Annotated in this window: 29 protein-coding genes, 1 tRNA gene and 1 pseudogene; 19 read left to right on the top strand and 12 right to left on the bottom strand. The window is 64.7% G+C overall.

The genetic code is table 11. From position 1 onward, the window contains the following. The 3 genes from VIQ49_RS19105 to VIQ49_RS19095 all read left to right on the top strand — a co-directional run. The coding region (locus VIQ49_RS19105; protein WP_331887460.1) for a DUF4259 domain-containing protein at window positions 1-340 on the top strand (340 nt) is incomplete at its 5' end. 91 nt (window positions 341-431) lie between these two features. Further along, a complete protein-coding gene (locus VIQ49_RS19100; RefSeq protein WP_331887458.1) occupies window positions 432-1823 on the top strand; it encodes a wax ester/triacylglycerol synthase family O-acyltransferase in 1392 nt (463 codons plus the stop codon). 104 nt (window positions 1824-1927) lie between these two features. Beyond that, window positions 1928-2350, top strand: coding sequence for a GtrA family protein (locus VIQ49_RS19095; protein ID WP_331887464.1), 423 nt, complete (start codon window positions 1928-1930; stop codon window positions 2348-2350). Window positions 2351-2366: 16 nt separating this feature from the next. On the opposite strand, the gene VIQ49_RS19090 is transcribed toward VIQ49_RS19095, so the two are convergent. After that, on the bottom strand, window positions 2367-3017 hold the full coding sequence (locus tag VIQ49_RS19090; RefSeq protein WP_331887456.1) for a DUF4352 domain-containing protein: 651 nt from the start codon (window positions 3015-3017) through the stop codon (window positions 2367-2369). A 174-nt stretch (window positions 3018-3191) separates the two neighbouring features. Here VIQ49_RS19090 and VIQ49_RS19085 point away from each other — a divergent pair, with 174 nt between their 5' ends. Together VIQ49_RS19085 and VIQ49_RS19080 are read left to right on the top strand one after the other, a co-directional pair. Further along, the gene (locus VIQ49_RS19085; protein ID WP_331887454.1) at window positions 3192-4400 is read left to right on the top strand and encodes a sensor histidine kinase; all 1209 of its coding nucleotides are present in this window, start codon (window positions 3192-3194) and stop codon (window positions 4398-4400) included. Window positions 4401-4462: 62 nt separating this feature from the next. After that, on the top strand, window positions 4463-5113 hold the full coding sequence (locus tag VIQ49_RS19080; protein ID WP_331887452.1) for a response regulator transcription factor: 651 nt from the start codon (window positions 4463-4465) through the stop codon (window positions 5111-5113). A gap of 15 nt (window positions 5114-5128) precedes the next feature. On the opposite strand, the gene VIQ49_RS19075 is transcribed toward VIQ49_RS19080, so the two are convergent. Further along, window positions 5129-6007, bottom strand: a complete 879-nt coding sequence (locus tag VIQ49_RS19075; RefSeq protein WP_331887450.1) for an LLM class flavin-dependent oxidoreductase — start codon at window positions 6005-6007, stop codon at window positions 5129-5131. A gap of 136 nt (window positions 6008-6143) precedes the next feature. On the opposite strand from VIQ49_RS19075, the gene VIQ49_RS19070 reads away from it, so the two are divergent. Then, window positions 6144-6470: a YciI family protein gene (locus tag VIQ49_RS19070; RefSeq protein ID WP_331887448.1), complete on the top strand. Its 327-nt coding sequence runs from the start codon at window positions 6144-6146 to the stop codon at window positions 6468-6470. 113 nt (window positions 6471-6583) lie between these two features. Next, entirely contained in the window at window positions 6584-6793 is a 210-nt protein-coding gene (locus VIQ49_RS19065; protein ID WP_331887446.1) for a hypothetical protein, read from the top strand. A gap of 17 nt (window positions 6794-6810) precedes the next feature. Here the strand turns inward: VIQ49_RS19065 and VIQ49_RS19060 are convergent, their stop codons facing one another. From VIQ49_RS19060 to VIQ49_RS19045, 4 genes are read right to left on the bottom strand one after another with little or no spacing between them, the layout of a single operon-like run. Beyond that, on the bottom strand, window positions 6811-7713 hold the full coding sequence (locus tag VIQ49_RS19060) for a glycosyltransferase family 2 protein (RefSeq protein WP_331887444.1): 903 nt from the start codon (window positions 7711-7713) through the stop codon (window positions 6811-6813). After that, window positions 7706-8503 carry an ABC transporter ATP-binding protein gene (locus VIQ49_RS19055; RefSeq protein ID WP_331887442.1) on the bottom strand — a complete coding sequence of 266 codons (798 nt, stop codon included), beginning with the start codon at window positions 8501-8503 and terminating at the stop codon, window positions 7706-7708. Before VIQ49_RS19055 ends, VIQ49_RS19060 begins: the two co-directional genes overlap by 8 nt. 4 nt (window positions 8504-8507) lie before the next feature. Further along, complete coding sequence (locus VIQ49_RS19050) at window positions 8508-9371, bottom strand: ABC transporter permease (RefSeq protein ID WP_331887440.1); 864 nt, start codon at window positions 9369-9371, stop codon at window positions 8508-8510. Window positions 9372-9426: 55 nt separating this feature from the next. Further along, window positions 9427-9963, bottom strand: coding sequence for a bacterial proteasome activator family protein (locus tag VIQ49_RS19045; RefSeq protein WP_331887438.1), 537 nt, complete (start codon window positions 9961-9963; stop codon window positions 9427-9429). 91 nt (window positions 9964-10054) lie between these two features. Here VIQ49_RS19045 and VIQ49_RS19040 point away from each other — a divergent pair, with 91 nt between their 5' ends. Next, on the top strand, window positions 10055-11251 hold the full coding sequence (locus VIQ49_RS19040) for a cysteine desulfurase-like protein (protein ID WP_331887436.1): 1197 nt from the start codon (window positions 10055-10057) through the stop codon (window positions 11249-11251). Between the two features lie 83 nt (window positions 11252-11334). On the opposite strand, the gene VIQ49_RS19035 is transcribed toward VIQ49_RS19040, so the two are convergent. Beyond that, complete coding sequence (locus tag VIQ49_RS19035) at window positions 11335-12303, bottom strand: NAD(P)H-quinone oxidoreductase (protein WP_331887434.1); 969 nt, start codon at window positions 12301-12303, stop codon at window positions 11335-11337. Window positions 12304-12450: 147 nt separating this feature from the next. Here VIQ49_RS19035 and VIQ49_RS19030 point away from each other — a divergent pair, with 147 nt between their 5' ends. The 4 genes from VIQ49_RS19030 to VIQ49_RS19015 all read left to right on the top strand — a co-directional run bounded on the left by VIQ49_RS19030 (window position 12451) and on the right by VIQ49_RS19015 (window position 15191). Next, window positions 12451-12936 carry a MarR family winged helix-turn-helix transcriptional regulator gene (locus tag VIQ49_RS19030; RefSeq protein ID WP_331887432.1) on the top strand — a complete coding sequence of 162 codons (486 nt, stop codon included), beginning with the start codon at window positions 12451-12453 and terminating at the stop codon, window positions 12934-12936. A gap of 13 nt (window positions 12937-12949) precedes the next feature. Continuing rightward, window positions 12950-13037 (top strand) — tRNA-Ser (locus VIQ49_RS19025). Between the two features lie 59 nt (window positions 13038-13096). Next, window positions 13097-13969 carry an exodeoxyribonuclease III gene (locus tag VIQ49_RS19020; protein ID WP_331887430.1) on the top strand — a complete coding sequence of 291 codons (873 nt, stop codon included), beginning with the start codon at window positions 13097-13099 and terminating at the stop codon, window positions 13967-13969. A 184-nt stretch (window positions 13970-14153) separates the two neighbouring features. After that, window positions 14154-15191 (top strand): hypothetical protein, encoded by a 1038-nt coding sequence (locus tag VIQ49_RS19015; RefSeq protein WP_414731666.1) that lies wholly within the window; start codon window positions 14154-14156, stop codon window positions 15189-15191. On the opposite strand, the gene VIQ49_RS19010 is transcribed toward VIQ49_RS19015, so the two are convergent. After that, window positions 15192-15929 carry a LysR family substrate-binding domain-containing protein gene (locus VIQ49_RS19010; protein ID WP_331887426.1) on the bottom strand — a complete coding sequence of 246 codons (738 nt, stop codon included), beginning with the start codon at window positions 15927-15929 and terminating at the stop codon, window positions 15192-15194. 41 nt (window positions 15930-15970) lie between these two features. Here VIQ49_RS19010 and VIQ49_RS19005 point away from each other — a divergent pair, with 41 nt between their 5' ends. Next, window positions 15971-16345, top strand: a complete 375-nt coding sequence (locus tag VIQ49_RS19005) for a DUF5997 family protein (protein ID WP_331887462.1) — start codon at window positions 15971-15973, stop codon at window positions 16343-16345. A gap of 68 nt (window positions 16346-16413) precedes the next feature. Here the strand turns inward: VIQ49_RS19005 and VIQ49_RS19000 are convergent, their stop codons facing one another. Beyond that, window positions 16414-17460: a beta-ketoacyl-ACP synthase III gene (locus VIQ49_RS19000; RefSeq protein WP_331887424.1), complete on the bottom strand. Its 1047-nt coding sequence runs from the start codon at window positions 17458-17460 to the stop codon at window positions 16414-16416. A 26-nt stretch (window positions 17461-17486) separates the two neighbouring features. On the opposite strand from VIQ49_RS19000, the pseudogene VIQ49_RS28990 reads away from it, so the two are divergent. After that, a pseudogene (locus tag VIQ49_RS28990) lies at window positions 17487-17717 on the top strand (hypothetical protein); the annotation flags it as partial. On the opposite strand, the gene VIQ49_RS18995 reads toward VIQ49_RS28990, so the two are convergent. After that, the gene (locus tag VIQ49_RS18995) at window positions 17670-17849 is read right to left on the bottom strand and encodes a hypothetical protein (protein ID WP_331887422.1); all 180 of its coding nucleotides are present in this window, start codon (window positions 17847-17849) and stop codon (window positions 17670-17672) included. The pseudogene VIQ49_RS28990 and the gene VIQ49_RS18995 overlap by 48 nt on opposite strands. A 337-nt stretch (window positions 17850-18186) precedes the next feature. On the opposite strand from VIQ49_RS18995, the gene VIQ49_RS18990 reads away from it, so the two are divergent. Continuing rightward, window positions 18187-19353 (top strand): MFS transporter, encoded by a 1167-nt coding sequence (locus tag VIQ49_RS18990; RefSeq protein ID WP_331887420.1) that lies wholly within the window; start codon window positions 18187-18189, stop codon window positions 19351-19353. A 144-nt stretch (window positions 19354-19497) separates the two neighbouring features. Further along, window positions 19498-20523: an alpha/beta hydrolase family protein gene (locus tag VIQ49_RS18985; protein ID WP_331887418.1), complete on the top strand. Its 1026-nt coding sequence runs from the start codon at window positions 19498-19500 to the stop codon at window positions 20521-20523. Between the two features lie 35 nt (window positions 20524-20558). Here VIQ49_RS18985 and VIQ49_RS18980 read toward each other — a convergent pair whose 3' ends face one another. Beyond that, window positions 20559-21473: an oxygenase MpaB family protein gene (locus tag VIQ49_RS18980; protein ID WP_331887416.1), complete on the bottom strand. Its 915-nt coding sequence runs from the start codon at window positions 21471-21473 to the stop codon at window positions 20559-20561. A gap of 92 nt (window positions 21474-21565) precedes the next feature. Between VIQ49_RS18980 and VIQ49_RS18975 the strand changes: the two genes are divergently transcribed. The 3 genes from VIQ49_RS18975 (at window position 21566) to VIQ49_RS18965 (ending at window position 24231) form a co-directional block, all read left to right on the top strand. Continuing rightward, window positions 21566-21775 (top strand): hypothetical protein, encoded by a 210-nt coding sequence (locus VIQ49_RS18975; protein ID WP_331887414.1) that lies wholly within the window; start codon window positions 21566-21568, stop codon window positions 21773-21775. 87 nt (window positions 21776-21862) lie between these two features. Beyond that, window positions 21863-23266 carry a guanine deaminase gene (locus tag VIQ49_RS18970; RefSeq protein WP_331887412.1) on the top strand — a complete coding sequence of 468 codons (1404 nt, stop codon included), beginning with the start codon at window positions 21863-21865 and terminating at the stop codon, window positions 23264-23266. Window positions 23267-23274: 8 nt separating this feature from the next. Beyond that, window positions 23275-24231, top strand: coding sequence for an antibiotic biosynthesis monooxygenase (locus VIQ49_RS18965; protein ID WP_331887410.1), 957 nt, complete (start codon window positions 23275-23277; stop codon window positions 24229-24231). A gap of 69 nt (window positions 24232-24300) precedes the next feature. Here the strand turns inward: VIQ49_RS18965 and VIQ49_RS18960 are convergent. Beyond that, window positions 24301-25677, bottom strand: a 1377-nt coding sequence (locus VIQ49_RS18960; RefSeq protein ID WP_331887408.1) for an aldehyde dehydrogenase, incomplete at its 5' end; no start/stop codon positions are given.

Raw genomic sequence — 25677 nt, 5'->3', positions numbered from 1 at the left:
GATCACGGTGGTGCGCGCCGCGTTGCAGGCCGCCGCCGGTACCGCCGACGCCGGGTCCGCCGCGCTTGCCGCGGCCACCGTGGTTGCCGCCGAACTCTCCGACGGGCGGCTCCTCGCCTCCGGGTGCGGGCCGAAGAGCCTGTCCGAGAATCACTTTCAGGTCACGCCTGACCTTTCGAGTCTGTCATTGCGGGCGCTGTCCCGGGTGAAGGCGCCGGAGTCGCCGTGGGCACGTCAGTGGCGCGAGGTCGGCATGCTCGACGACGCGGCGGCTGTTGTCGAGGCCGTCATGGATGAGATCGAAGACTGCCGCGAACAGGTGCTGGCGCGCGCTGGTTGATGGTACGGCCGTCCATGATTGCCGGTGAGACCGCCCGGAGCGCTACAAGCTTGTAGCCTGAGTCACACCAGTGACACCGGGGGAGTTGCACATGCCGTACATGCCGATCACCGAATCGATGTTCCTCATCGCCGAATCGCGGGAGCATCCGATGCACGTCGGGGGCCTGCAACTCTTCGAACCGGCGCCGGGCGACGACGATCTCGCCGAGCAGATGTTCGAGAAGTTCCAGGCACAATCCGAAGTCCACCGGCTTTTCCGGAAGCGGCCGGCGTCGCCTGTGGCCGTGATGGGCACCGTCCGCTGGACGTACGACAAAGAAGTCGACCTCGAATATCACGTCCGCCGAACCGTGCTGCCCAGTCCGGGTCGGGTGCGTGAACTGCTGCGCTATGTATCCGCGAACCACGGCGCGCTCCTCGATCGGCATCGGCCGATGTGGGAATTGCATCTCATCGAGGGGCTCACCGACGGGCGCGTGGCGATGTACACCAAGATCCATCACTCCTTGGTGGACGGTGTATCGGCGCTCAAACTGCTCGAGAAGACCCTGTCTCCCGACCCGGACGCCCGCGCGGCGTACGCGCCCTGGGATCCCCAGTTGTTTGTTCCGCGGTCCACTCCGGCCCCGGATGAGGGGGAGTCCCGGAGCCTTCTCTCCGAAGGATTCAAGGTGGCCGGTGAACTGGTGGGATTCCTGCCGGCGTCCGCACGCGTCGGGCTCCGGGCCGTGCGCGACCACAATCTGATGGTCCCGATGCAGGCGCCGAGGACCATGTTCAACGTCCCGATCGGTGGTGCTCGCCGATTCGCCGCAGAACAATGGGCTGCCGAACGCCTGCACGCGGTGGCCTCGGGCCTGGACATCACGCTGAATGACGTGGTGATGGCGATGTGTTCGGGTGCGCTGCGCTCGTATCTGATCGACCAGAACGCCCTGCCCGACGAACCGCTGATCGCGATGATGCCGGTGTCGTTGCATGCCAAGGACGACGACTCGGCCGAGGGCAACGCGATCACCGCGATTCTGGCAAACCTCGCCACCGACCAACCCGACCCCGAACGTCGTCTTGCCGCCGTGGTCGATTCCACGAGGGCGAGCAAGCAGGTGATCCGGGAACTCAGCCCCTTGCAGGCGATGGGTTACGGCGCGGTCATCGCGGCGCCGCTCGCTTTCTCGACCGTGCCCGGTTTCGTCCGGATGACCCCGCCGCCGTTCAACCTCATCATCTCGAATGTCGCAGGGCCGCAGCATGATCTGTACTGGAACGGAGCCAAGCTCGACGGCGTGTTCCCGGCCTCGATCGCGATGGACGGTCAGGCCCTGAACATCACCGTGACCACCACCAGCGACATGGTGAACTTCGGGGTCACCGGCGCACGCGCCGAGGTCCCCAGCCTGCAGCGGATCCTCACCCACCTCGACACCGCGTTGGAGGAGCTGGAAAAGCTCTCCGGACCCGGCAGTCCCGGCAGCCACTGAGTCGTCGGGCCGCTGGTGACCTGGGCCTTCGGCCGTCGTGACCGGGTTGCCGCTAGGGTGTCGGGGTGGCAGAAGAGCAGGCCGAGGGGCAACGGACAACCGAGCTGGACGCGGCGTTGGATATCCCGACGCCCGCCGGCGGCGATCTGAAAACCCAGATCGTCCGGTTTGTCATCACCGGCGCGGCGTCGGGTGTACTCGACCTCGGATTGACCCTCCTCTTCCAGCACGTACTTGGTTTCCCGGAATGGGCCGCCAAGTCGATCGGCTTCGTGTGCGGCACCACGATGGCCTACCTCATCAACCGCCGATGGACCTTCAAAGCCGACCCGAGCATGGCCCGCTTCGTGGCGGTCGCACTGCTCTACCTGGTGACCTTCGTCGTCCAGGTGGGCATCTACACCGTGTTGTCGCGGACCTGGGACGACACCGTGGTGTGGAGCATGGTCGCCTACGTCATCGCCCAGGGCACAGCCACCGTCATCAACTTCGTGGTGCAGCGGATGGTCATCTTCAAGATCCGCTGACCACGAACCGGTCCCGCTACAGCGTGTTGACCCAGGCCAGACGGTCCGAGGACAGCGAGAAGGTGTCTTCGAACAACACCACGTAGGTTCCGGGCCCGGCGCCGGCCTCGAAGCAGACGTCGCCGGTCGTCTGTCCGCCCGGCGCGATCTCGCCCGAGTTCAGCAGCTGCTTCTCCGGCGCGAAGGTGGCACTCCGGATCGTGCCGCTGGCATCCTGCAGACTCCAGTCGATGTACCCGTTGAAGTCGTTCTGCTTCGAGCCGACGTTCTTGATCGTGACATTGCTGCACAGGTGGTCGCCGAAATCGGAACTGGTCGCCGCCAGTGGCATCACCGTGTAGGCGAGGTCGTCGCGGGTGATCGTGTCGCCTCCGGCGGCCGCGGTGTCACTGTCCAGCTTTCCCGGGAAATCGGGTCCGGAGTCGTCGGCGGCGCTCGACTGCTCGGCCGCGGTGCCCGACGCCTTGGTGACACTGGTCTCCTCGTCGCCGCCGACGCTGCCGGCGATGACCGCGGTGCAGGCCCCGATCAGCAGGATCGGCACCCCGATGGCCACCCACGGCCAGAGCTTACGCTTCTTCTTGGGTGCCTGTTGGTACGGACCCTGCGCGGGGTTGTAGGGCTGGTTGTAGGGACTGTTGTCGCCTGGCTGTCCGGGATTGGTCACGGCTGATCCTCCTGAGTGAGTGGTTGGCGGGGCGAGAAACAGCACACCGCAACCGGATGCCCACGCACCTCCTACGAAGGGACGGCACCACTCATCCGTTCGGACATGAATCCGCCGAACGCGGACCGTTCGGCTGATCGTGGATCGTCAGAGGTGCGCCGTAGCCTCCTTACCGTGACAACTAACCCCGGCGACAAGATCCGGCGCCGGCTGTGGACCACCGGCGCTGTGAGCCTGAGCGTGTTCGGTTCGATTCTGGCCGTTGCGCTCACCCAGGAGTCCGGCAGTGTTCCGGTGTGGAACTCCACCATCGGGCTGCTGCTGAACCTGGTGGCGGCCGCTGCGCTCGTCTGGCGTCATCGTTTTCCGTTGCCGGTGCTTGCCGTCGCGGTGGTGGGTCCGATGTTCTTCTCCACCGACGCCACCGCGGCGCTGATCGCGTTGTACGCCGTGGCCCAGACCGAGCGCGGGATCCGGCTTGCCCTGGCCGCTCTGGCCGTGTACCTGGCCGGGAGTATCTCGCTGGTGTACGACACCATGCGCACCCGGGATCGCTCGGTCCTCACCATCGGTTCCCCACAGCCCGAGGAGGGTGCCCCGAGCCCCGATTGGGATGTACCACTATGGATTCCGTGGGTGGCCGCCGCGCTGTTGGTGGGGATCGTCGTGACCGTTGCGCTGTTGCGGCACACCCAGGTGGAACTGGCGCAGGCCCGGGTGAGCCGCGACCGGGCGACCAAACAGACCGACGTGATGCGGGACGAGATGATCCGGGCCGAGGAACGAACCCGCATCGCACGCGACATGCACGACACCCTCGCCGCGAGCCTGAGCCGGATCTCGCTGATGGCCGGGGCAGTTCAGGTGGGCGGCAACGACAATCCGGAAAAGATCGTCAACAACGCGTCGCTGATCCGCGCGACCGCACACGATGCCCTCGACGACTTGAAGAACATCGTCGGTGTCCTGCGGGGGTCGGCCCCGCACCACGGTGGCCATCAGGGGATCGATGGTGTTGCGGAGTTGGTGCAGGGGGCCCGGGTCGCGGGGCTGCACGCCACGCTCTACACCGACCTGTCGCCCGGCGACGTCGGTACCGTCTCCGGCCACGTCACCTACCGGGTGGTTCAGGAATCCCTCACCAACGCGCAGAAGTACGCCGGTGATCAGGTCATCCGGATCTCGATCGTGGGTGCGGGCGAGCACGGGATCCGCATCAACATCTGCAATCAGCTCAGCCATCGACCACCGTCGGTACCGGGTGGGTCCCGGTCCGGGCTGATCGGACTGGCCGAGCAGGTCCGAGATGTCGGTGGGACGTTCCATGCGGGCGCGGTCGGCGGTGAGTTCGTCACCGATTGCTGGTTGCCCTGGTATTCCTAGTGACTCGGGGCACTAGTGCCATGACAATCGCTGTCGGTGCGGGGTTATACCCTGAGCGGACCATGACCGCACCAAGCCCCATCACCGTGCTCATCGCTGACGACGATCCCTTTGTCCGGCGCGGTGTCTCGGACATCTTTGCCGCCACCACGGACATCGTTGTGGTCGCCGACGTCGAGGACGGTGATCAAGTCCCCGTCGCAGTCCAGCAGTTCCGGCCGCACGTGGTGCTGATGGATCTGAAGATGAAGCGGGTCGGCGGTCTCGATGCCACGCGGGTGCTGATGACGTTTCCCAACCCGCCGCGGGTCATCGCCATGACAGCGATGGATGTGGATGACCTTGTGGTGCAGGCGGTCTCGGCCGGAGCACACAGTTTCCTGAGCAAGGACGAGCCGCCGCAGACGTTCCAGCAGTCGGTGCGTGCGGTGGCCGCCGGCAACACGTTGTTCAGTCAGGAGTCGTTGCGCCGCATCGTGGACGGACGGCCACAGGTGGCAACCGCGCCGTCCGAGATCGACAAGTTGAGCGGCCGCGAACGCGATATCCTGCGGGCGGTGGCCACGGGTGCTCCCAACGCAGCCATCGCCGCCGACCTATTCCTGAGCGAGACAACCGTCAAAACCCATGTGTCCGCGGTCTTCACCAAGCTCGGTGCCCGCAACCGTGTCGAGGCGGCGCTCGTCGCGTTCCGCGCCGGTCTGGTGAGTTAGTGGCGGTGCCGGTGATCAGCCGTTGACCTTGCTGATCACCGAGTCGGCGAACCAGTTGAGATTGTCGATCTTCTTCTGCAGCGGTTCGGTGTCGTTCCCGGTGATGTAAGGAATGCGGAATCCGACGATCACGTCTGTGATGCCCTTGTCCTCCAGACGTTTGCAGCCATCCGGGGTGTACGCATCCATGGAGATGACATGAATTTCGAAGGGGTCGTTGATCTTTCCCTCCGCCTTGCGGATGTCCTGGATCTTGTCGAGCAGCGCGTCGAGTTCCTCGGGTTGGCCGCCCCCGTGCATCCAGCCATCGCCGCGGATCACCGCACGCTTGAGGGCGAGGTCGGCGTGACCACCTACGAGGAGCGGAATGGGTTCAGTGGGAGCGGGATTCATCTTGATCTTGGGGATGTCGTAGAACTCCCCGTGGAACTCGAAGTACTCACCGGTGCTCAGCCCACGGATGATGTCCATGCATTCGTTCATCCGCCGGCCCTTGCGTTTCGGATCGACACCCATGATGTCGTAGTCCTCGGCCCACGGGCTGGTGCCGACACCCAGCGCGAATCTGTTGTTGGTCAGCACCGCAACCGACATGGCCTGTTTCGCCACCAGCGCCGGCGGCCGCACGGGCAGTTTGAGGACAAACGGGTTGAACCGGATCTTCTCGGTGACAGCACCCATCGCCGCCGCGATCACGAAGGTCTCGATGAACGCCTTGCCGTCGAGGAACTCGCGGTTTCCGTCCTCGGTGTAGGGATACGTCGAGTCCGACTCCTCGGGATAGGCGATGGAGTCGGGAATCGTGAACCCCTCGTATCCCGCCTCCTCTGCCGCTTTGGCCAGCGGCAGGTAGTAGCTCGGATCGGTCATTGCCTCGGCGAACGTGAACCGCATGATCCTCCTAGAATCGTCGTGCACACATACTAGAACGAGTTCTAGTTTTGCGGTGACGATTGGTCGTGCCCAAGCTGGGACCGCCGGGGAACCCTTGTTGCGTCCCGGCCGGTGCGGTATGTGGCCCAGGAAGTATGTGCTTCTGATCTGCGACGACGAGAAGGATGCGCCCTCGAACGAGGAGATCAAGGCGGATCCCGAGTACCAGAAGTGGGATGCGGAGGTGGCGCGGCGAGCGGTCCGGTTCGGTGGTGCCCGACTCCGTCCCGTTGCCGATGCCACCACAGTCCGGGTTCGCGACGGTGAAAAACTCATCTCCGATGGTCCGTTCGCGGAGACGAAGGACTTTGTCGGCGGTGTCGACATCATCGAATGCGCTGATCTGGACGAGGCGATCGAGATCGCGGCGGGCCACCCGTACGCGCACCGGGGATGTGTCGAAGTGCTCCCCGTCTGGGAATGACCACGCCGAACGCCGCTACCTCGGCGAACGCCTCCAGGGGCTGTAGGTCGCGGCGAGCTGAAGAAAAGTTCCCCCGGCGATGTCGATCCGGGGCAGTCGGCTTCGTCGGTGGGGTGCAACCCACCGAAACGAGAGGCGAGAACAACGTCGTCGTCGACATCAAGGCCACCCCGGGCGGTACCACGCTCGACTTCACCCACGAAAGTCTGACCGAGGAGTCCGAGTGCTTCGAGGCCTGCTCTCGCGGCTGGACTTTCTACATCACCCAGAGCCTGCCGCAGCTGATCACCACCGGTACCGGCCGGCCCATCGGACGGTATTGAGTGCGCGGCATCTCGCGTCAGGGTTTGCCGAAACGCTCGCGTCTGCCGAGCGACTGCAACCGCAGCCAATTCTTGAAACCAGCGATATCGCGTTGCTGCACAAGGAAATACCAGCCGAAGCGGGCGTACTCCTGGGGCAGTAGCCGGCGCATTCCAGGCTGGCTCATCAGGTAACCCCGGTTGCGGTAGGTGAAGAACCGCTTGGTCTCGTTGTCGGGGTATTGCGTGTGCATGCGACCACCGAGGATCGGGCGGAACTCGCCGCTGCCGTCGGGGTGGAGGTACGCGGTGGTCAGGCAGGTCCCGAAGTTCAGGCCGGACCGCACCAGGCGGCGGTGCATCTCGACCTCGTCGCCGCGGACGAACAGCCGCAGGTCGGGTACACCCACGGCGTCGACCGCCGCAGCCGAGAACAGTGCGCCGTTCATCAGGGAGGCGATGCCGGGGAGCAGGTCCGAGGTCTCGCCGTCGGCGAAGAGTTCGGACCGTTTGCGACGCCACACCAGGCCGCGGCGCAGCGGGAATGCGAGGGTTTCGGGGTTGTCGATGTTGCAGACAACCGGTGAGACCTCGTCGAGTTGGTGGGTGGCCGCGCACGTGAGCAGCTTCTCCAGCACCTCAGGGCCTTCGGGCCGGCCGTCGTCGTCGGCGCACCAGATCCAGTCGGCGCCCAGCGACAGCGCCTGCAGCATACCCAGCGCGAATCCGCCGGCACCGCCGAGGTTGTGTGCCGAACCGATGTATGTGACGGGAACCGATTGCGCGGCAACGAGTTCGGCGACAGCGGTGTCGTTGTCGTTGTCGACGACCACCAGATGATCGATGGGCCGGTTCTGATTCGACAGGACGGCCAGCGATTGTTCGAGGAGTTGTAGGCGACGGTGGGTCACCACTACGGCGATGACCTTGGCGTCAGGCATCGTTTTCGACCTCGGCAAGGACCTCACGCACGTGGCGGGCGGTGTCGGGGCCCTCGTAGGCACCGACGACCTCTTCGATGCCGCCGTCCATCCGGATCGAGCCGTGATCGATCCACAGCGCGCGGTCGCAGAGTTGCGCCAGGAACTCGTTGGAATGGCTGGCGAACACCAGGATGCCGGAGCGTTTCACCAACTCCTGCAACCGGACCCGTGCCTTCTTCATGAACTCGGCATCGACGGCGCCGATACCTTCGTCGAGGATCAGGATCTCGGGGTCGATCGACGTCACGACGCCGAGCGCGACACGTACCCGCATGCCGGTGGAGTAGGTGCGCAGCGGCATCGACAGGTAGTCGCCGAGTTCGGTGAACTCCGCGATGTCGTCCATCTTCTTGAGCATCTCGCGGCGACTCATCCCCAGGAACATGCCCCGGATGACGATGTTCTCGTAGCCGGAGATCTCGGGATCCATGCCCACACCGAGGTCGAAGACCGGAGCCACCCGGCCCTTGATCGCGCAGGACCCGCGGGTGGGCTCATAGATGCCGGACAGCAGCCGCAACAGCGTCGACTTGCCGGCCCCGTTGTGGCCGACCAGACCGATGCGGTCGCCGTGGGACAGATGCAGATTGATGTTCTTGAGCGCCTCGACCACGATCACGTTGGATTCGTTGGATCCGATCACGCCGCCGGCGCGGCCGAGGACGGACTTCTTCAGCGACCTGGTCTTCGCATCGAAGATCGGGAAATCGACGCAGGCATCCCAGGTATCGACTCGGACTTGACTCATGACCTCACACCCAATACGACACGCGGGCACGGTAATTACGCAGAATCAGCAACGCCAGCGCCCATCCGGCGGCGGTGCATGCGATGACGATCAGCCAGTGGTAGAGCGCCACCGATTCACCCAGCAGCGGACCGCGGGTGATTTCCAGGTAGTGGTACATCGGGTTGAGCTGCACCAGTTTGACCCGGCTGGAGTCGGCGCCCACGTTCTTCTCGAGGTCGACCGCACTCCAGATGATCGGGGTCATGAAGAACACGAGCTGGACGGCGGTGGTCAGCAGCTGCCCGATGTCACGGAAGCGCGTGGACAGGATGCCGAACACGATCGCCACCCAGATCGCGTTGATCACCAGCAATGCGATGCCGGGAAACACCAGGATGACGGTCCAGGTCACCGGCTGCGGGAAGATGATCAACAGGACCAGATAGAGCGGGATGTTGTGGAGGAAAATGATCAGCTGACGCCACGCCAGCCGGTAGACATGCACGCTGAGCGGGGCGGGGATCTGCTTGATCAGACCCTCGTTGGTGGTGAAGAGCTCAGCGCCCTCGAGGATCGATCCCTGGATGAAGTTCCAGAAGATGAAGCCGAGCATGACGTAAGGCAGAAACGAGCTGATCTCGTTGCCGAACAACTGCGAGTAGAGCAGGCCCATGGCCACGGCTGTGACCGCGGTGGCGATGGTGATCCACAGCGGCCCGAGCAACGACCGGCGGTAGCGCTGCTTGATGTCCTGCCAGCCGAGGAGCAGCCAGAGTTCGGAGTGCTTGAAGCCGGACGAGAGGTCGCCGAAGCCCCGACGGAACGTCCGCGAATCGGACTCCGCTGGTGGGGGCCGCAATGGTACTTCATCGGCAGGTGTTGACACGAGAGCCGAGCCTACCGCCACGGGACTTCCGGCCGACGCGCCCGTGGGCCCGGAGCTAGAGATATTGCCCGGTCCCGCCCACGCCGTGATGTGCACCACCAGCGCCCCCGAAGGCCTCCGGAGGGGGGAGTTGACCCTGGCGCATCTGTTCGAGCTGAGCTCGCGCGGCCATCTGCTGCGCGAACAGAGCGGTCTGGATTCCGTGAAACAGACCTTCGAGCCAACCGACGAGCTGGGCCTGGGCGATCCGCAGTTCGGCATCGGACGGGATGGCGTCGTCGGTGAACGGCAGCGCCAGACGTTCGAGTTCGTCGCGGAGTTCCGGCGCCAAACCGTCTTCGAGTTCGACGATCGACGACCGGTGGATCTCCTTGAGGCGGGCGCGGCTGGCGTCGTCGAGCGGTGCTGCCCGGACTTCCTCCAGGAGTTGCTTGATCATCGTTCCGATACGCATGACCTTGGCGGGTTGCTCGACAAGATCCGCCACACCCTGATGGTCGCCGCCGTCGGTGTTCGAACCGTCGGTGGGCACCACAACGAAGTGGTTGTCGTCATTCGGAGTCGAACCGTGGGCAAAATTCTCATCGGTCATCCGTCCATTGTCCAGAAGTGGGCGACAGATGCACGAAGCAGCCCTGGGCAAGTGCATTGCGGTACGGCCCGGACCGTCTATGGTGACTGCCATGGCTTATGACGTCGCCCGCGTTCGGGGGCTCTTCCCGTCGCTCGGTGATGGTTGGATCCACCTCGATCCGCAGGCCGGAATGCAGATCCCGGATTCCGTCGCGACAACTGTCTCCAAGGGTTTTCGTTCGCTGGTCTCGCAGCCGGGTGGTATCTATCCGGCGGCGCTGAAGTCGGCCGGGATCATCGACGCCGCGCGGCAGGCCGTCGCGGATCTGGTCGGCGGTGACCCGCGTGGAGTGGTGCTCGGACCGTCCCGCGGACACCTGCTCAACGTGCTCGCCGAAAGTCTCAACACCCGCGTGTGGCTGGGATCGGAAGTGGTGGTCAGCCGGCTCGACGACGAGGCCAATGTGCTCCCTTGGCTGCGTGCCGCCGATCGGTTCGGTGCCAAGGTTCGGTGGGCCGAAGTCGACATCGAGAACGGCGAACTGCCGGTGTGGCAGTACGAGGGCCTGGTCGGCCGATCCACGAGCGTGGTGGCGATGCCACTGGCGTCGTCGACGATCGGCTCGTTGGTCGACGTGGCCACCGCGGCCGCCACCGTCCATGCGATCGACGGGCTGGTTGTGGTCGACGCGACGAGCGCCGCGGCGTACGTCTCGCTCGACATCGAGCAGCTGGGCGCTGATGTCCTGGTGGTTTCCGCGGACCGCTGGGGTGGACCGGCCACTGCCGCCCTCGTGTTCCGCGACCCCGACTTGCTGTCGCGGGTGCGGTCGATGTCACTCGACCCGGATGCGCAGGGCCCGGCCCGGCTGGAGGTCGACGGACATCAGCACGCATTGCTGGCCGGACTGGTGGCATCGATCGAGCATCTGGCAGGGCTCGACGAGGCGGCCACCGGGACCAGACGTGAGCGGCTGGTGACGTCGATGACCGCGCTCGGCGAGTACTCGCAGCGATTGCTGCACTATCTGCTGCGCTCGCTGGGCCAGCTCAACCTGGTGAACCTGATCGGTTCGGCCGGGGCCCGGATACCGGCAGTCAGCTTCACTGTGTCCGGTGTGACCGCGGACAAAGTGGTTCGGCGGCTGGCCGACAACGGGATCTGCGCGCTCGCCGACGTGAACAGTCGGGTGCTCACCGGTATCGGCGTGAACGACGTGGGTGGCGCGGTGACCATCGGCCTCGGGCCCTACACAACGCCCTACGAAATCGACCAGCTGGTACGCACTCTCGGCTCTCTGGGCTGAGTCCCGCCATCCTCGTCCCCGACAGGGGTGTCCGAGGGAATAGTTCCCTCGGACACCCCTGCGCGGGACGAGTTTGGCAGCGATCAGAGTGTGAGCAGGATCTTGCCCGACACCTGGCCCGACTCGAGGAGCGTATGTGCCGCGCCGGCCTCTGCCAATGGGAAGGTCGCTCCGACAACGGGTTTGATTCTTCCGTCGGCGATCAGCGGCCACGTGGTCGCGATGGTGTCGGCAACGATGGCGGCCTTGTCCGACTGTTCCCGGCCGCGCAGCGCGGTGGCGTGGACCGTGCCACGCTTGCCCAACAGTGCGGCGATGTTCAGTTCGGCCTTGATGCCGCCCTGCATGCCGATGATCACCAGCCGCCCGTCATCGGCCAGGGCAGAGACGTTGCGGCCCAAGTACTTTGCGCCGACGATATCCAGGATGACGTCGGCGCCACCGTGGTCTTTGACAACCTCCACGAAGTCGTCGGTGTTGTAGTTGATGGTGATGTCGGCGCCGAGATCGCGGCACAGTTCGAGCTTGGTGTCCGAACCCGCCGTCACCGCAACGGTTGCGCCGAGGGCCTTGGCCCACTGGATACCGTGGGTGCCGATGCCACTTCCGCCGCCGTGCAACAGGACGAGTTCGCCGGGAGCCAGGTGGGCGGTCCGCTTGAGGTTGGAGAGCACGGTGCAGGCGACCTCGGGTAGGGCCGCGGCGTCGATCAGGTCCACCCCGGCGGGTATCGGCAGCAGATGTCCGGCCGCAACGGCGACGTACTCGGCGTAGCCACCGCCCGCGATCAGCGCGCACACCTCGGTGCCGGTCGTCCAGCCCGCCACGTCGGCACCGAGTTCGTCGACGGTCCCGGAGACCTCCATGCCGATGATCTCGCTGGCGCCGGGCGGCGGCGGGTAGTTGCCCTGCCGCTGCAGCAGATCTGCCCGGTTGACGCCGGCAGCAGCGACCTTGATCAGCACTTCTCCCGGACCAGGGCGTGGTTTGTCGACGTCGGCCACGGTGAGGTTCTCGGCCGGGCCGAACTCGGACAAGCTGACTGCGCGCATTGAGCTCATCCTTTACCTTTACCCGGCGAGGCGGCTGACCAATAGTCAGGTGTGACAAAGTCGCGAATTCATCGAGGTAAGGTCGTTCTTTGTAAACGCTTATTCCTGGCATTGGTTGAGCCAAAAGCCGAGGACCCGGGGGGGGAAATGACAGAGGACAATGCTGTGCCTTGGCTCGATGATTCTGAGCAATTGGCTTGGCGAGCGTTCATGAACGGGTCCCAACGCCTGTTCGACGCGATCAACGACTCCCTCGTGGAAGCCGTGGGCCTTACGTTTGCCGACTACCGCATCCTGGTGTTGCTGTCGGAGACCGACAGCATTCGGATGAGTGACCTCGCCGACGGCGCGCTCAGCACCAAGAGCACCATCTCCAGGCGCGTGGACCGGATGGCCGAAGCCGGCTGGGTGCAGCGGATGGCCAAGAACCACGACAAAGACCAGCGCAATCGTGTCTGTCGGATCACCGAGAGCGGCCGGATCAAACTCCACGAGGCCGCCAAGGGCCACGTTGTCGCGGTGCGTACCTACCTGCTCGATCACCTCGACGATCACGAGCGCGACGCCATGGCGACGACCTTCGGAAAGGTCGATACGTGGCTGCGTGAGAACCCTCAGGCCCGGGTGAAGTAGGCTCTGTGCCGAAGGAAGCGTGGCAGAGCGGCCGAATGCACTCGCCTTGAAAGCGAGCGTGGGTAAAACCACCGGGGGTTCAAATCCCTCCGCTTCCGCCAATACGCTCCACCTGTTTATTCAGGTGGGGCGTTTTTCATTGAGGGATCGAGGAGGCGAGGTGACACCCACCGGTGGTTTCACTGTCGTGTCGTTCAACGTCAATGGCATCCGAGCGGCCCGCCGACGCGGCTTCGGCGATTGGCTGGCAGGACGCGGCCCGGATGTGGTGGGGCTGCAGGAACTTCGGTGCGGCATCGACGACGTCGGCGACTTCGGTGACCACATCGCGTCGATCGATGTCGGTTCGATCCCGGGTCGGAACGGTGTCGCGATTCTGACCCGACGCGAACCGGCCGCGGTGCGGACCTGGGTGACGCACCCGCCGAAGGCCCGGGGGCTGTCGGCGTTCGCTGCAGAGGGCCGCTACATCGAGGTCGATCTGGCCGATCGTCCGGTGACGGTCGGCAACCTCTACCTTCCCAAGGGTGGACTGCCTGCCGAGCTCCAGGGTTCCGGATCGATGCGTGAGCAGCCCGACGGTGGCCTCAAATATGCTCGTAAACAACGGTTCCTGGCCGGGTTCGCCCGCGAGCTCCAGCGAAACCGACTCGTCGCGCGGCAGGCAGGCCGGGAATTCCTGCTGGTCGGCGATCTCAACGTCGCGCACACCGAGCACGACGTCACCAACTGGCGCGCCGCCCGCAAGATGGAAGGCTTCCTGCCCGAAGAGCGAGCCTGGTTCGGTGAGATAACCGGACCGCGTCGGTTGGTCGATGTCGTGCGCACGCTGCACGGCGACCGTCCGGGCCCGCTCACCTGGTGGAGTTGGGCGGGGGCGTCGTTCGTCAAGGATGTCGGCTGGCGCGTAGACCATCAGCTGGCCACCCCGGGCCTGGCCCGATGCGCACGTCGGGTATCGGTCGACAAGGAATCCACGCCGGACCTTCGGCTCTCTGATCACGCACCGCTGGTCGTCGAATACGACGCTTGAGCCGTGTGGTCATCCGGGGGAATGCCCCACCGGGTTACGCCAGGTCGGCATTTTTGTGGGGCTGGAACTTTGCGGTTCGCAGAAGGGCCCGGCCGGTTAGACTGCCCGTAAAGTCGTCGACTTCGGGGGTGCTCCTGTGCGAGCGAAAAGAAATGTGGTGCGCGCGACGGTGGTCGTCGCGTCCGTGGCGATATTCCTGGCTTCGATTCTGGTGGGACCGGCGAAGGCTCGGGCCGACGTTGTCGCGCCGGCCGACGGATACGGATTCTCCCAAGGGGCCGCACAGCTCTTCTTGAATGGTGCGGATTTGAACCGGGAACTCGACGCCGTGTCCCAGACGAAGGGGGAGTGGTTGCGGGTGATGGTCGACTGGTCGTCGATCGAAAGCACCAAGGGCACGTATGACTGGACGATTCCGGACCGCGTGATCGGGGCTGCGCGAGCCCACAACCTCAAGGTTCTGTCCATTGTCTTGACCACGCCCACCTGGGCGCGACGAGGTGGTGCGTTCGGTGCGACCTACGCTCCACCGTCGGACCCGGCGACTCTGGGAGCGTTCATGAAGGCTTTCATCAACCGCTATCCCGATGTGACGCACCACGAGATCTGGAATGAGCCGAATCTCCCGATCTTCTGGGGTGCGTTGGCCAATCCCGCCGAGTACACCGCATTGCTCAGGGGCGCGTACACGGCGATCAAGGAGGCACAGCCGTCGTCGACGGTGGTTGCGGCGGGACTGAGCCCGGCGGCGGGCGCCGTCGATTTTGTCACCAGGATGTATGCGGCCGGGGCCAAAGGCTATTTCGACGCGGCGGCAATGCACCCGTATGTCTTCCCGAAGGGCATCAACTCAACTCCCAACGGCTGGACCGAGACTCAGCAGATCCGATCGGTGATGGTGGCCAATGGTGATGCGGTGAAAAAGATTTGGCTGACCGAAATGGGTGCTCCGACCAACCCTGGGACCGCAAACCCTCCGGCTGGCTCCTCGGGAATCGGTGGGTTCGGTTTCGGTGCCGGCGACATGGTGAGTCAGCAGGAGCAGGCGAACCAGATCGTCGATGTCCTCGGTGCGGCCGCGCAGTCGGGCTACTGCGGTCCGGCGTTCATCTACTCGGTGCGGGACTGGGGAACGTCGCCGGACAACCGTGAAGACAACTTCGGTGCCCTGCTGACGAATGACTGGCAGCCGAAGGCCACGGCGTTGGTGTTGGCGAAGTAGTCACCGTTTCGGCTTGCGCGCACCCTTGCCCGGGATCTTTCCGGCGGCTTCTCGGGAAGCGCGTTTGGCGGCAGATTTTTCTTTTGCCGAGCGTTTCGGGGCAGGTTCGGACTGACCCCGCGATGACGTCGCCTTACGTCCGCGCACGATGCCGATGAACTCGTCGGCGAGCTCAGACGTCGGGGCCGGCCACAGTATGCCCACGGACCCGGTCGGTGCGTCGGTCACCGGGCGATAGACAAGGTCCTTACGGTGATGCAGTCGGGCCAGCGACTGCGGGACCAGCAACACTCCGGTACCTGCCGCGACGAGTTCGATTGCGTCGCTGGTGGTTTCCGGCCGATGATCCACTGCCCTTCCCAGCCGTTGCCGGACCACCAGCGGTTCGTCGAGCGGCCACAAGAGTTGTTCGTCCGCGAGGTCGGCAACGCCTATCTCATCGACCGCGGTGAAGACGTGGTCTTTCGGCACGACTGCGACGGTTGTCTCTTCGTAGAGCTCAATGGTGTGGTGCGGCCCCGGGTCGCGGTGGTCCAGGGCATCTGGCAGCCGGGTGATCGCCATCTGAACCCGTCCGTCGCGGATGGCATCGGCGCATGCAGCGACGTCAATCGGGACGAGGTCGAGTCGCACCTTCGGAAGGCGTTCGTTCCAGGTCCGAACCCACTTTCCTGGTGTCACGCCGGGCACAAACGCCAGCTGAAACGAGGAGGCATTGTCAGGCGTGGTCACGCCCAAAGGCTACCGCCCGATAGTCTCGACGTATGAGTTCGCAGTCGATGAAGCCGGCCACCGCCGCCAAGAAGTTGGACGTGTACCTGCCGGCGACGCCCGCCGAGTTCCAGGAGGGCGTCATCACCCGTGCCGAACTCGAAGCGCTGCAGGCGGACCCGCCGCAATGGCTGCGTGAACTGCGCATCAATGGACCCCACCCGAAGAACCTGGTGGCGATGAAACTCGGCATCTCGAAGGGCGCCCTGGTGCGCCACGAGATCACCGAGGCGCTGACCACCGAGCAGATCAACGCACTGTTATCTGAGATGCCCGACTGGCTCGAAGCCGAGCGCGCCACCGCGATCGAGGTCCGCACCGAAGCGGCCGCCGCAAAATCGGCGCCTCCTGCCGACCGGTCGCGTTCGCGTAAGCGGCGATAGCCACCCAAAATGGTGGCTTTTGGTGAGCCCGACCTGGGCTTTTACTCACCAGAAGCCACCATTTTCGGTCAGTAGGTGGGTGCTGGGGGCAGGGTCACGACCTGGCCGGCGTAGCTCAGGCCGGCGCCGAAACCCAGGAGCAGGGCCGTCTGGCCGCCTTTTGCCTTACCGGACACCAACATCTCTTCGATCGCCAGGGGGATCGACGCCGCGGAGGTGTTGCCGGTGGTCTCGATGTCGTTGGCGACCGGAACATCTTCGGGTAGACCGAGATTGGCCTTCATGAGAGTGTTGATCCGCGCGTTCGCCTGATGTGGGATGAAAACCTCGATGTCTTCTTTCGCCACCCCGGACTGTTCGAGGACCGCGCCCAGGGCCTTCGGCAGAGTGATTGCGGCCCAACGGAAAACGCGGCTGCCCTGCATCTCGACAACCATCCGTCCGATCGGGTCGGTCTCGGGGTCCTTCGACTGGAACTCTTCGGCGCGGTCCATGTATTCGGGGATGTCGTAGTTTTGGGAAATGGCGTCGCTGTTCTCGCCGTCACTGCCCCAGACGGTCGGGGAGATGCCGTTCTCCTCACTCGGCCCGACAACCACGGCGCCCGCGCCGTCGCCGAAGATGAATGCGGTGTTGCGGTCGGTGGGCTCCATCACCACCGACATCGTCTCGACGCCGATGACCAGAATGTGCTGCGCCGATCCGGACCGGATCATGTCGGTCGCCAGGCCGAGCGCGTAGCCGAAACCGCCACATCCCGACGCGACGTCGAAGGCCGGGATCCCGTTGATCCCGAGGTCGAGGGCCACCACGGGCCCACCGTGGGGGATCTTGGTCTTCCAGCTGCCGGTCGCCAGGATCAGCGCACCGATTTCTTTGCGGTCGACACCGCTGTTCTTGATCGCCCTGTCGGCGGCGGCGACAGCCATCGATCGGGCGGTCTCGTCTCCGCTGATCCAGTGCCGGCTCCGGATGCCGCTGCGTTCGAAGATCCACTCGTCGGTGGAGTCGAGCACTTTGCACACCTCGTCGTTCGTGACAACGCGTCGGGGGCGGTAGGCACCGATGCCGAGCAGGGAGACATTTTGGTGGCCGACCGTCGTCGCAATCTTCATGGCTGTTCCGAACCCCTCTATCGGTGATGCAGATCTTCGTCGCCTCCGGACGTTACGCCGCCAGGGCGCAAGGTCCGGGCGAAAGGGCGTTGTGGAAGTGCCGTGTCTTATGTGAGGCACTGATGTCTCAAATGGAACGGAGATGTCTCATGAAGAGTCGCGACGATGTCCTGCGCGCCGCACTGCTGCAGTTGAACGAGGACCTCGCATCATCGATGGCTGATCTGGCGGATGCGATGGGTATCTCCCGGGCCACGCTGCATCGGCACTTCGACACGAGAGTGAAGCTGCTCCGGGAACTCGCCGACCGTGGCCTCGACAGGTGGGCTCAGGCGCAGAGGGACGCCGGGATCCTCGACATCGACGATCTCGACCACGATCGGGTGCATGCCCGAACGGTCATCGAGGCCTCGATGATCGAGCTGCTCCGCAAATACACGGTCGAGGTCAGCGAGTTCGGGTTCCTTCTCACCGACAACATTGTCGTGCAGGACCCGGGCATCTCTCCGCGCAGCGACGAACTGGTCGACCGCGAGGCCGCCTTTTTGCGCGAGCCCAGGAGGTCGGACTCTTGCGACGCGACGTCTCCCCCCGTTGGCTCTCGTACTGTGCCTACGGGGTGCTCGTGGCACCTCGTGAGGCGCTCCGGGTGGGCGATGTACCGGTCCGCGGTCTCGACGATCTGGTCATCACCACATTTCTCGAGGGAGTACGTCATCGTGAGCAGTGACCATCACCGACCGGGCCGGCAGCGTCGGAGTCGAATCGGATCCGCGCCGGTGGGCGGGGTTGGCGGTGCTGGCCGGCAGCCTACTGATGGTTGTCATGGACATGACCATCCTCAACGTCGCCTTGCCGTCGATGGCATCGGATCTGCGGCCGACCTCGACCGAACTCCTGTGGATCGTCGACGTCTATGCCCTGGTGGTGGCGGGTCTGCTTGTCACCACCAGTTCACTCGGCGACCGTTGGGGACGGCGAATGATGCTGGTGGCCGGATTTCTGGTGTTCGGAATTGCCTCGGCCGCAATTCTTTTCGCGGACAGTCCGGGCGAGGTCATCGCAGTGAGGGTTCTCCTCGGTGTTGGGGGCGCGATGATCATGCCGTCGACGCTGTCCCTGATCCGTCACCTGTTCCCCGACCCGCGGGAACGGGCCACCGCTCTGGGCGTATGGGGCGCGATGGCTGCAGTCGGGGCGGCGCTCGGACCGATCGTGGGTGGCGCGCTGCTCGAGGCATTCAGTTGGCACTCGGCGTTTCTCGTGAACATTCCGGTCATGGCGGCAGCCATCGTCGCGGCCCTGTTGCTGTTGCCCGAGAGTCGTTCGTCCAGGCCGCCCCGCCTGGATGTGCCCGGTGCGGTCGCCTCGATCGCCGGCATGGCGGCGCTGATGTACTCGATCAAGGAGTTCGGCAAACACGGCTTCGGTCTCACCCCCGTGGTGATTCTGCTCTGTGCGGCAATCGTTCTCGGCTGGTTCGTCTGGCGATGCCTGCGTCGGGAGGACCCACTGCTGGAGGTGCGCCTCTTCGGCGGACGAACGTTCACCGCGGGCACCGTCACGGCTCTCGTCACGAGTGTGGGACTCGCCGCGATGCTCCTGCTCGGCGCGCAGTGGCTGCAATTGGTGCAGGGCTATTCGCCTCTGCGGGCGGGTATTGCGCTGCTGCCTGCCGCCGTCTTCGGACTGGCCGGATCCTTGCTCGCACCACCGATTGCCGAGCGAATCGGTTCGGCCGGTTCGGCGGGTAAGCCTCTTGCGGACGCGGCGCGGTCCGCATTCACCGACTCGTTCACCGCATTCGGTGTGGCCGGCGCGCTTCTGCTGGCAGTCAGCGCGGCAGCGGTGTGGATGCTGACACCGCGCGACGCTCGTGGTGGTGGTCATTGACAGAGGATGAACAAAGGTGGGCCAGTCGGTATCTCGGCCGCCGATCGGGCGAAGTCGGCAGGCGTCCGATACATTCTGTGCTCAGGGGGTGGAGTTCCGGTGCACGTGGATGCGCCGAACATCTCGAAAGGCTGAACCACCTCGATGCGTATCTCCACCACACTGCGGGCCTGTGCCCTCACGTCGCTGGTCGCTCTCACCGCTGCAACGTTCGGAACAAGTGCCGCCATCGCCGATCCCGAGGGCGAAGGCTCGAAGGCCCACGTCACCAGCGTCGAGATCCTCACCGACCAACATTGGGTGGTGAACGTCTATTCGCCCGCGATGGACTCCATCGAGGCGCTCGACGTACTCGTTCCCGCGGATCGCAGTGTGCCGGCCCCGACCCTCTACGCGCTCAACGGTGCCGGACAGGGTGTGGTCGAGAAGTCGGGTTGGTTCGAGGCCACCGACATCGTCGATTTCTTCGCCGACAAAGACGTCAACGTGGTCTCCCCGCGAGGTGGCACCTTCAGCTACTACGCCGACTGGATCGAAGATGACCCAGAGCTCGGCCGCAACAAGTGGGAGACGTTCCTGGCCGAGGAATTGCCGCCGGTGATCGACGCCGAGCTCGGCACCAATGGCATCAACTCCATCATGGGGATGTCGATGAGTGCCTCGGCCTCGCTGTTCCTGACCGCACTCAACCCGGATCTGTACCAGGGGGTGGCGTCGTTCAGCGGCTGCGCCCGGACCACTGACGAGCTCGGCCGCCAGTACATGAAACTGGTGGTGGAAACCCGCGGCAAGGGCGATCTGACGAATATGTGGGGCGAGCCGGAGAACCCGCTGTGGGCCGAGCACGACATGTACATCAACGCCGGCAAACTCCGCGGGAAGGCGATCTATCTGTCGAGTCGCACCGGGCTGCCCGGCAAGTACGACAACGAGGACAACGTCCGGCTGAACGGCCAGGTCGACAGCCTCGCGGACCAGATCATCCTCGGTGGCGGCATCGAGGCCGCAACGGGCGTCTGCACCCGGCAGATCGCCGACCGCCTGAGCGAACTCGGGATTCCCGCGGTGACCGACCTCGATCAGCCCGGAAGTCATTCATGGGGCTACTGGGAAGAGGACCTGCGTAAGGCATGGCCGACCCTGGCGACCTCGATGGGCCTGACGGCCTGACGCCTCATCGAGGTTGAGACGAGTTTCTCCGTGCCTCAGCGGCCGTTGTGGATGGGCCGCGGATCGACACCCTCGCGTTCCCAGCCCGCGGCAGCGTATTTGACGTACAGCCAGCGGACCGGGAGCCGGTTGATGATCGGATTGACGGCACGCAACGCGGCGGTGAAGCGGTCGAAGCGCTTCTGCATCTTCGGGTTCCACTCCAACTCGCAGACATCGCGCATCTGCTGGGGCACGGTTCCGATGACGATGGTCCGGACGATGCCGTTCACCGGTCGTGAGAGCACAGCCCAGACCGGGGCCGGCACCGACTTCGGGCGGGGCACACCTTTGCGGAGATATCCGGTGGCGTAGACGATCGTCTTCGTCGGCACGAAGCGGTCGAGCATCGAGTCCCAGTATTCGCAGAACTCCGCGTAGGTCTCCGGCTCGTTGCGCGAGCTGACACCGTAGAGGCGGTACCACGCCTTGCCTTCTTCGAAGATCTGCGCCTTCTCGGCCTCGGTCAGTTGGCGGATAAAGGTATCGGCCGTGTAGATGACCTGGTCGATGAATGTTGCGTGCGCCCAATAGAAGAGCTCGGGATTGAGTGCGTGATAACGCGATCCGTCACTGTCGATCGTTCCCTTGATGGGCCTGTGGAAGTCGCGGACCCGGCGACCCCACTCATGCGGGCTGGCGCTGTAGACCGTGTTCATGATCGGCGGCACAGTGCGCTTCGCGCGCCCGGCGAAGTCGGAAAAGATGACCGAGTGGTCTTCGACACCCTTGGCGAGCTGTTCGATGCAGTTCTCGGTGCCGGCCGTGCGCTGGAAGCAGAATGCGCTGCGGTTGTCGCCGTAGAACTTCCAGACCAGTGAGGCGGGGCCGAGTGGCGGCGCGGTCGTGGCGTCCCGTCCATCGATCGGCTGCGGCACGGCCTCGCGGACCGCGCTGTCGAATGCTGTCATGACGCTCCCCCTGGAATGACACAAATTGACGGATGTGTTCCAACAGATGCGACGATAGCAGGTTTCAGTCCGGCCTCCTCTGGCATGGCGCAGTGGGAGCAGCCAACCGCGACCCTGATCGATTCGAGAGTCCCGACACCATCATTCTCGACGCCGGCACGCGGCCCACCCACATGGCATTCGGCAAAGGAATGCACCTGTGCGTCGGCCATCGTGATGCATCGGCCGTGCAGAAGTCGGCGCTGATCGACTCGCGCTCCGGGTCCGTTCCGGAGTTACGTTGCTGCACTGCACCGGTGTGAGCTCACCGACCCGGCTTCGATGTGGTTTCTCGACATTCATCCGGTGACTGTCGAGCGCGATTGGCGCAGGAGTGTTTTAGTGAATCAGTGAAGCACCTCTACCGCGGTCAGATCTTCCATATCTCCGGGTCGCCGAAAGTCGACTCCGCCCACGACGCACTCGTCTTCATCGAAGACGGCGCGCTGGTGGTCTCCGATGACGGCAGAATCGCCTGGTGTGGCGAATTCTCCTCGCTCCCAGCAGAACACGAACATTCTTCGGTGGTCGACTATCGGCCCGGGTTCATACTTCCCGGTTTTGTCGACACCCATGTTCATTTCCCGCAGACATTTGCCGGTGATTCGTACGGCGGAGGGCAGTTGCTCGAATGGCTCGAGCGCTGCATATTTCCCAGCGAATCGAAACTCGGTGATCAGGAGTTCGGGCAGCTGGCCGCGGCAGAGTTCACCCGCCGCCGTGTCCGGACCGGTACCACCGCCGCGATGGTCTTCGGGTCGGCGTTCCCGCAGGCACAGGATGCATTGTTCGAAGAGACCCGGCGTCGTGGACTGCGGATCGTCAGCGGTCGCGGGATTCAAACCCGTGGACCCGATTCTGCGGCTCCGCTGTTGACGGGTGAGGACAAGGCCATCGAGTTGACGGCCGCGGAGATCGACAAGTGGCACGCTGCGGACACCGGCGATGTCGCCACCGCACTCCTGCATGTCGCGCTCGTGCCCCGGTTCTCGCTGTCGGTGACACCGAAGACGTTGGCAGCACTCGGTGAGTTGTACACCGACGTGCGATCGAAGGGTGTGTACGTCCACACACACCTCAACGAGAACAACCGTCCCGGCACCGGTGAGATCGACGCGACCAAGGCTGCCTACGAGGTCGACACCTACCTCGACACCTACGACGGAAAGTTCTTGCCGGGCTCGAAGGTCGGTGGTGAATCGCTTCTGGGCCCGCGCACCATCTTGGCCCATGCCGTGCATTGTCAGGACGGCGAACTGGCCCGCATGGCCGAGACCGGAACGTCGATCTCGCATTGTCCGGTGTCGCAACTGTTCCTGGGCTCGGGCACCATGCCGTGGTTGCGGACGGTCGCGTCGGGCGTCAACATCTCACTCGGCACCGACCACGGCGGCGGCGACGAATCGCTGATCTCCCGAGTTGCCAACGACGCCTTCAAGGTGCACATCTCCGAGGCCGGCGATGCCGGTGTGTCGATGCATCCCGCGGAGATGTTGTTCGTGTCAACACTTGCCGGTGCCCGAGCCCTCGACATGGAAGACCGGTTCGGCAACTTCGATGTCGGTAAGGAAGCCGACTTCGTGGTGATCGATCCCGAGCGGTGGCCCGCGCTGTACAACTCCGTCGCCCACGGTGCCCGCGCCGACGACGCCGAGATGGCGCGGGATCAGTTGCTGTTCGCGCTGCTGATGCAGCTCCGTGAGCCGGCCATCGCTTCGGTGTACGTCAAGGGTCGCAAGATCGACGAGGACTGATCGATTCGATGAGCGAAATGCCGAGCGAGGCAACCATTTTTGTTGCCTTTCACCCGGTTTCCGATGGGGTCTTCGAGGAATGGGCCGGGCAGGTGCAGGCGGTCGCCGGCGATACGCCCGGGTTTCGGCATCTCTCGGTCGCCCTCGATCTGCAACCGGCGCTCTCGCTGACGTTCTCCGACGAGTCGCTGCTGCAGCATTGGCTGGATTCGTCGGCCTGGTCGCAACTGAAGGACGTCGGGGCCGGGCAGGGGATCCGCCGGGAATTCAGTGATCTGGTTGTCGTAGACGGTGACGGACCGCCCACCGGTGTGGGCATCTTCGTGCACGAGGTGGATCCGGTCAACCGGCCCGGATTTGCAGCGGCCCAACGGAGATTGATGGATCTGAGTGCGGCGGCCGCCGGATTCGAGTACTCGATCCTGACCGGTCCACGTCTGGCCGACGACGGGATCGAAGAGTGGACGGCCGTGGCCAAGTTCCGCACCGATGCCCTGCTGGCCCAGTGGCGGGACTCGTCGGAACGTGCTGCGGCCCTTGGCGAACTCCGATCGAATCTGGAACAGGAGTTCTCGTCGCCATTCGAGACCAACTCGTTCGGTTCGATCGTGCGGGTCACCGGTGGACGACCCGCGTCGACGCCCGACTGGAAGGTCGGGATGATGGTGCTGCTGGTGCTCTACCCGACGGTGATGGTCTTGTCCCGTTTTGTCGGACCGTATCTCGACCGGTGGGGTGCCGAACCGTGGTTGTCGATGTGGCTCAGTCAGATCCTGTCGGTGTCGCTGTTGACGTATCTCCTGATGCCTCTGGCAACCGCGGCGTTCTCGTTCTGGCTGGACCCCTATCGCGGATCGTCGCGCAAGGTGTCGGTCGTGGGCGCGATCGTGGTGGTGCTGATCTACGCAGCGACGCTCACCCTGTTCGCGAACGTCCGCTGGCTCCAGTTCTGGGATTACGCCTGAAAATCGTTGGGGAGCAATAGGGTAGTGCCTGGCCGGGCCTCCCCGCCCGACCAGGCACTGGCCGGGTGGTCAGCGGAAAATGGTCTTGATGTTCTGGTAGGCGGCGATCGCGTTCGGGCCGAGTTCGCGGCCCAGACCACTGTCCTTCACGCCGCCGAACGGTGCGAACATGTCGATCAGGTAGGTGTTGACCCCGATTGTTCCGGTGTGGATCTGCCGGGCGACGTCCATGCCCCGATCCTCGTCGGTGGTCCACACCGAACCCCCGAGACCGTAAGGCGAATCGTTGGCGATGTCGATCGCGTCGGTGTCGCCGTCGAACGGGATGATCGACAAGACCGGGCCGAAGATCTCTTCACGGGCGATCGTGAAGCTGTTGTCGACGTCCGCGAACACCGTGGGCTCGACGTACCAGCCGTCGTCCAAACCGGAAGGGCGGCCGCCGCCGGTGACCAGCCGGGCACCCTGTTCCTTGCCGGCCGCGATGTAGCCCTCGACGCGGTCGCGGTGTTGCGCACTGACCATCGGTCCGAGAGTGGTGGTCGGATCGAGTGCATCGCCGACAACCAGGGTGCTGACCAGGGCCTCGAACGCACCGACAACCTCGTCGTAGCGACTGCGTGGAGCCAGGATCCGGGTTCCGAGGAAGCATGTCTGACCGTTGTTGAGCATGGTCGCGCCGAAGAGCTTTTCGCCGATGACGGTGAGGTCGAGGTCGGCGTCGTCGAGGATGATGGCGGCGGACTTACCGCCCAATTCAAGGGTCACCGGGCGCAATAGGCGACCGCAGACCTCGGCGATCGCCCGACCGGCGCCGGTGGAACCGGTGAACGCCACCTTGTTCACATCGGGATGCTGCACCAGGTAGGCACCGGTATCGCGGCCGCCGGGCACGATGTTGAGAACTCCGGCGGGCAGTCCGGCGGCTTCGGCGGACTGCGCGAGCAACTCGGAGTCGAGCACGGTCTCCGGGGACGGTTTGAGGACCACGGTGCAGCCCGCGGCCAGCGCCGGGGCGTACTTGAACGCGGCGAGGCATTGCGGGAAGTTCCACGGTGCGATCGCGGCGACGACTCCGATCGCTTCCTTACGGGTGGTCGACGTGCCGCCGAGCATGTGCGGGTTGGTCTCTTCGGCGATCGACTCGCGCAGCAGCGCCGCGTAGTAGCTCACGGCGGCGATGGGGAAGCCGCCTTCGAGTTGTCCGGCGGTGGAGATCGGCATGCCGTTCTGCTCGGAGACCCGGGCCGCGGTCTGCTCGGCGCGTGCGGTCATCTCGGCGGCCAGACGGCCGAGAGCGTCGGCCCGCGCTGCCGGTTCCCAGGTGCGCCAGCCCGTGGGATCGTCGAATGCCCGGCGGGCGGCGGCCACCGCAGCGTCGACGTCCGCCCGGCCGGCGTGCGGAACGGACCCGATCGGTGCGCCGGTGCTCGCGGACAGAACCTC

The organism is Williamsia sp. (assembly GCF_036566845.1).
GTDB lineage: Bacteria > Actinomycetota > Actinomycetes > Mycobacteriales > Mycobacteriaceae > Williamsia.
This window is presented reverse-complemented; position numbering and strand designations above follow the sequence as displayed.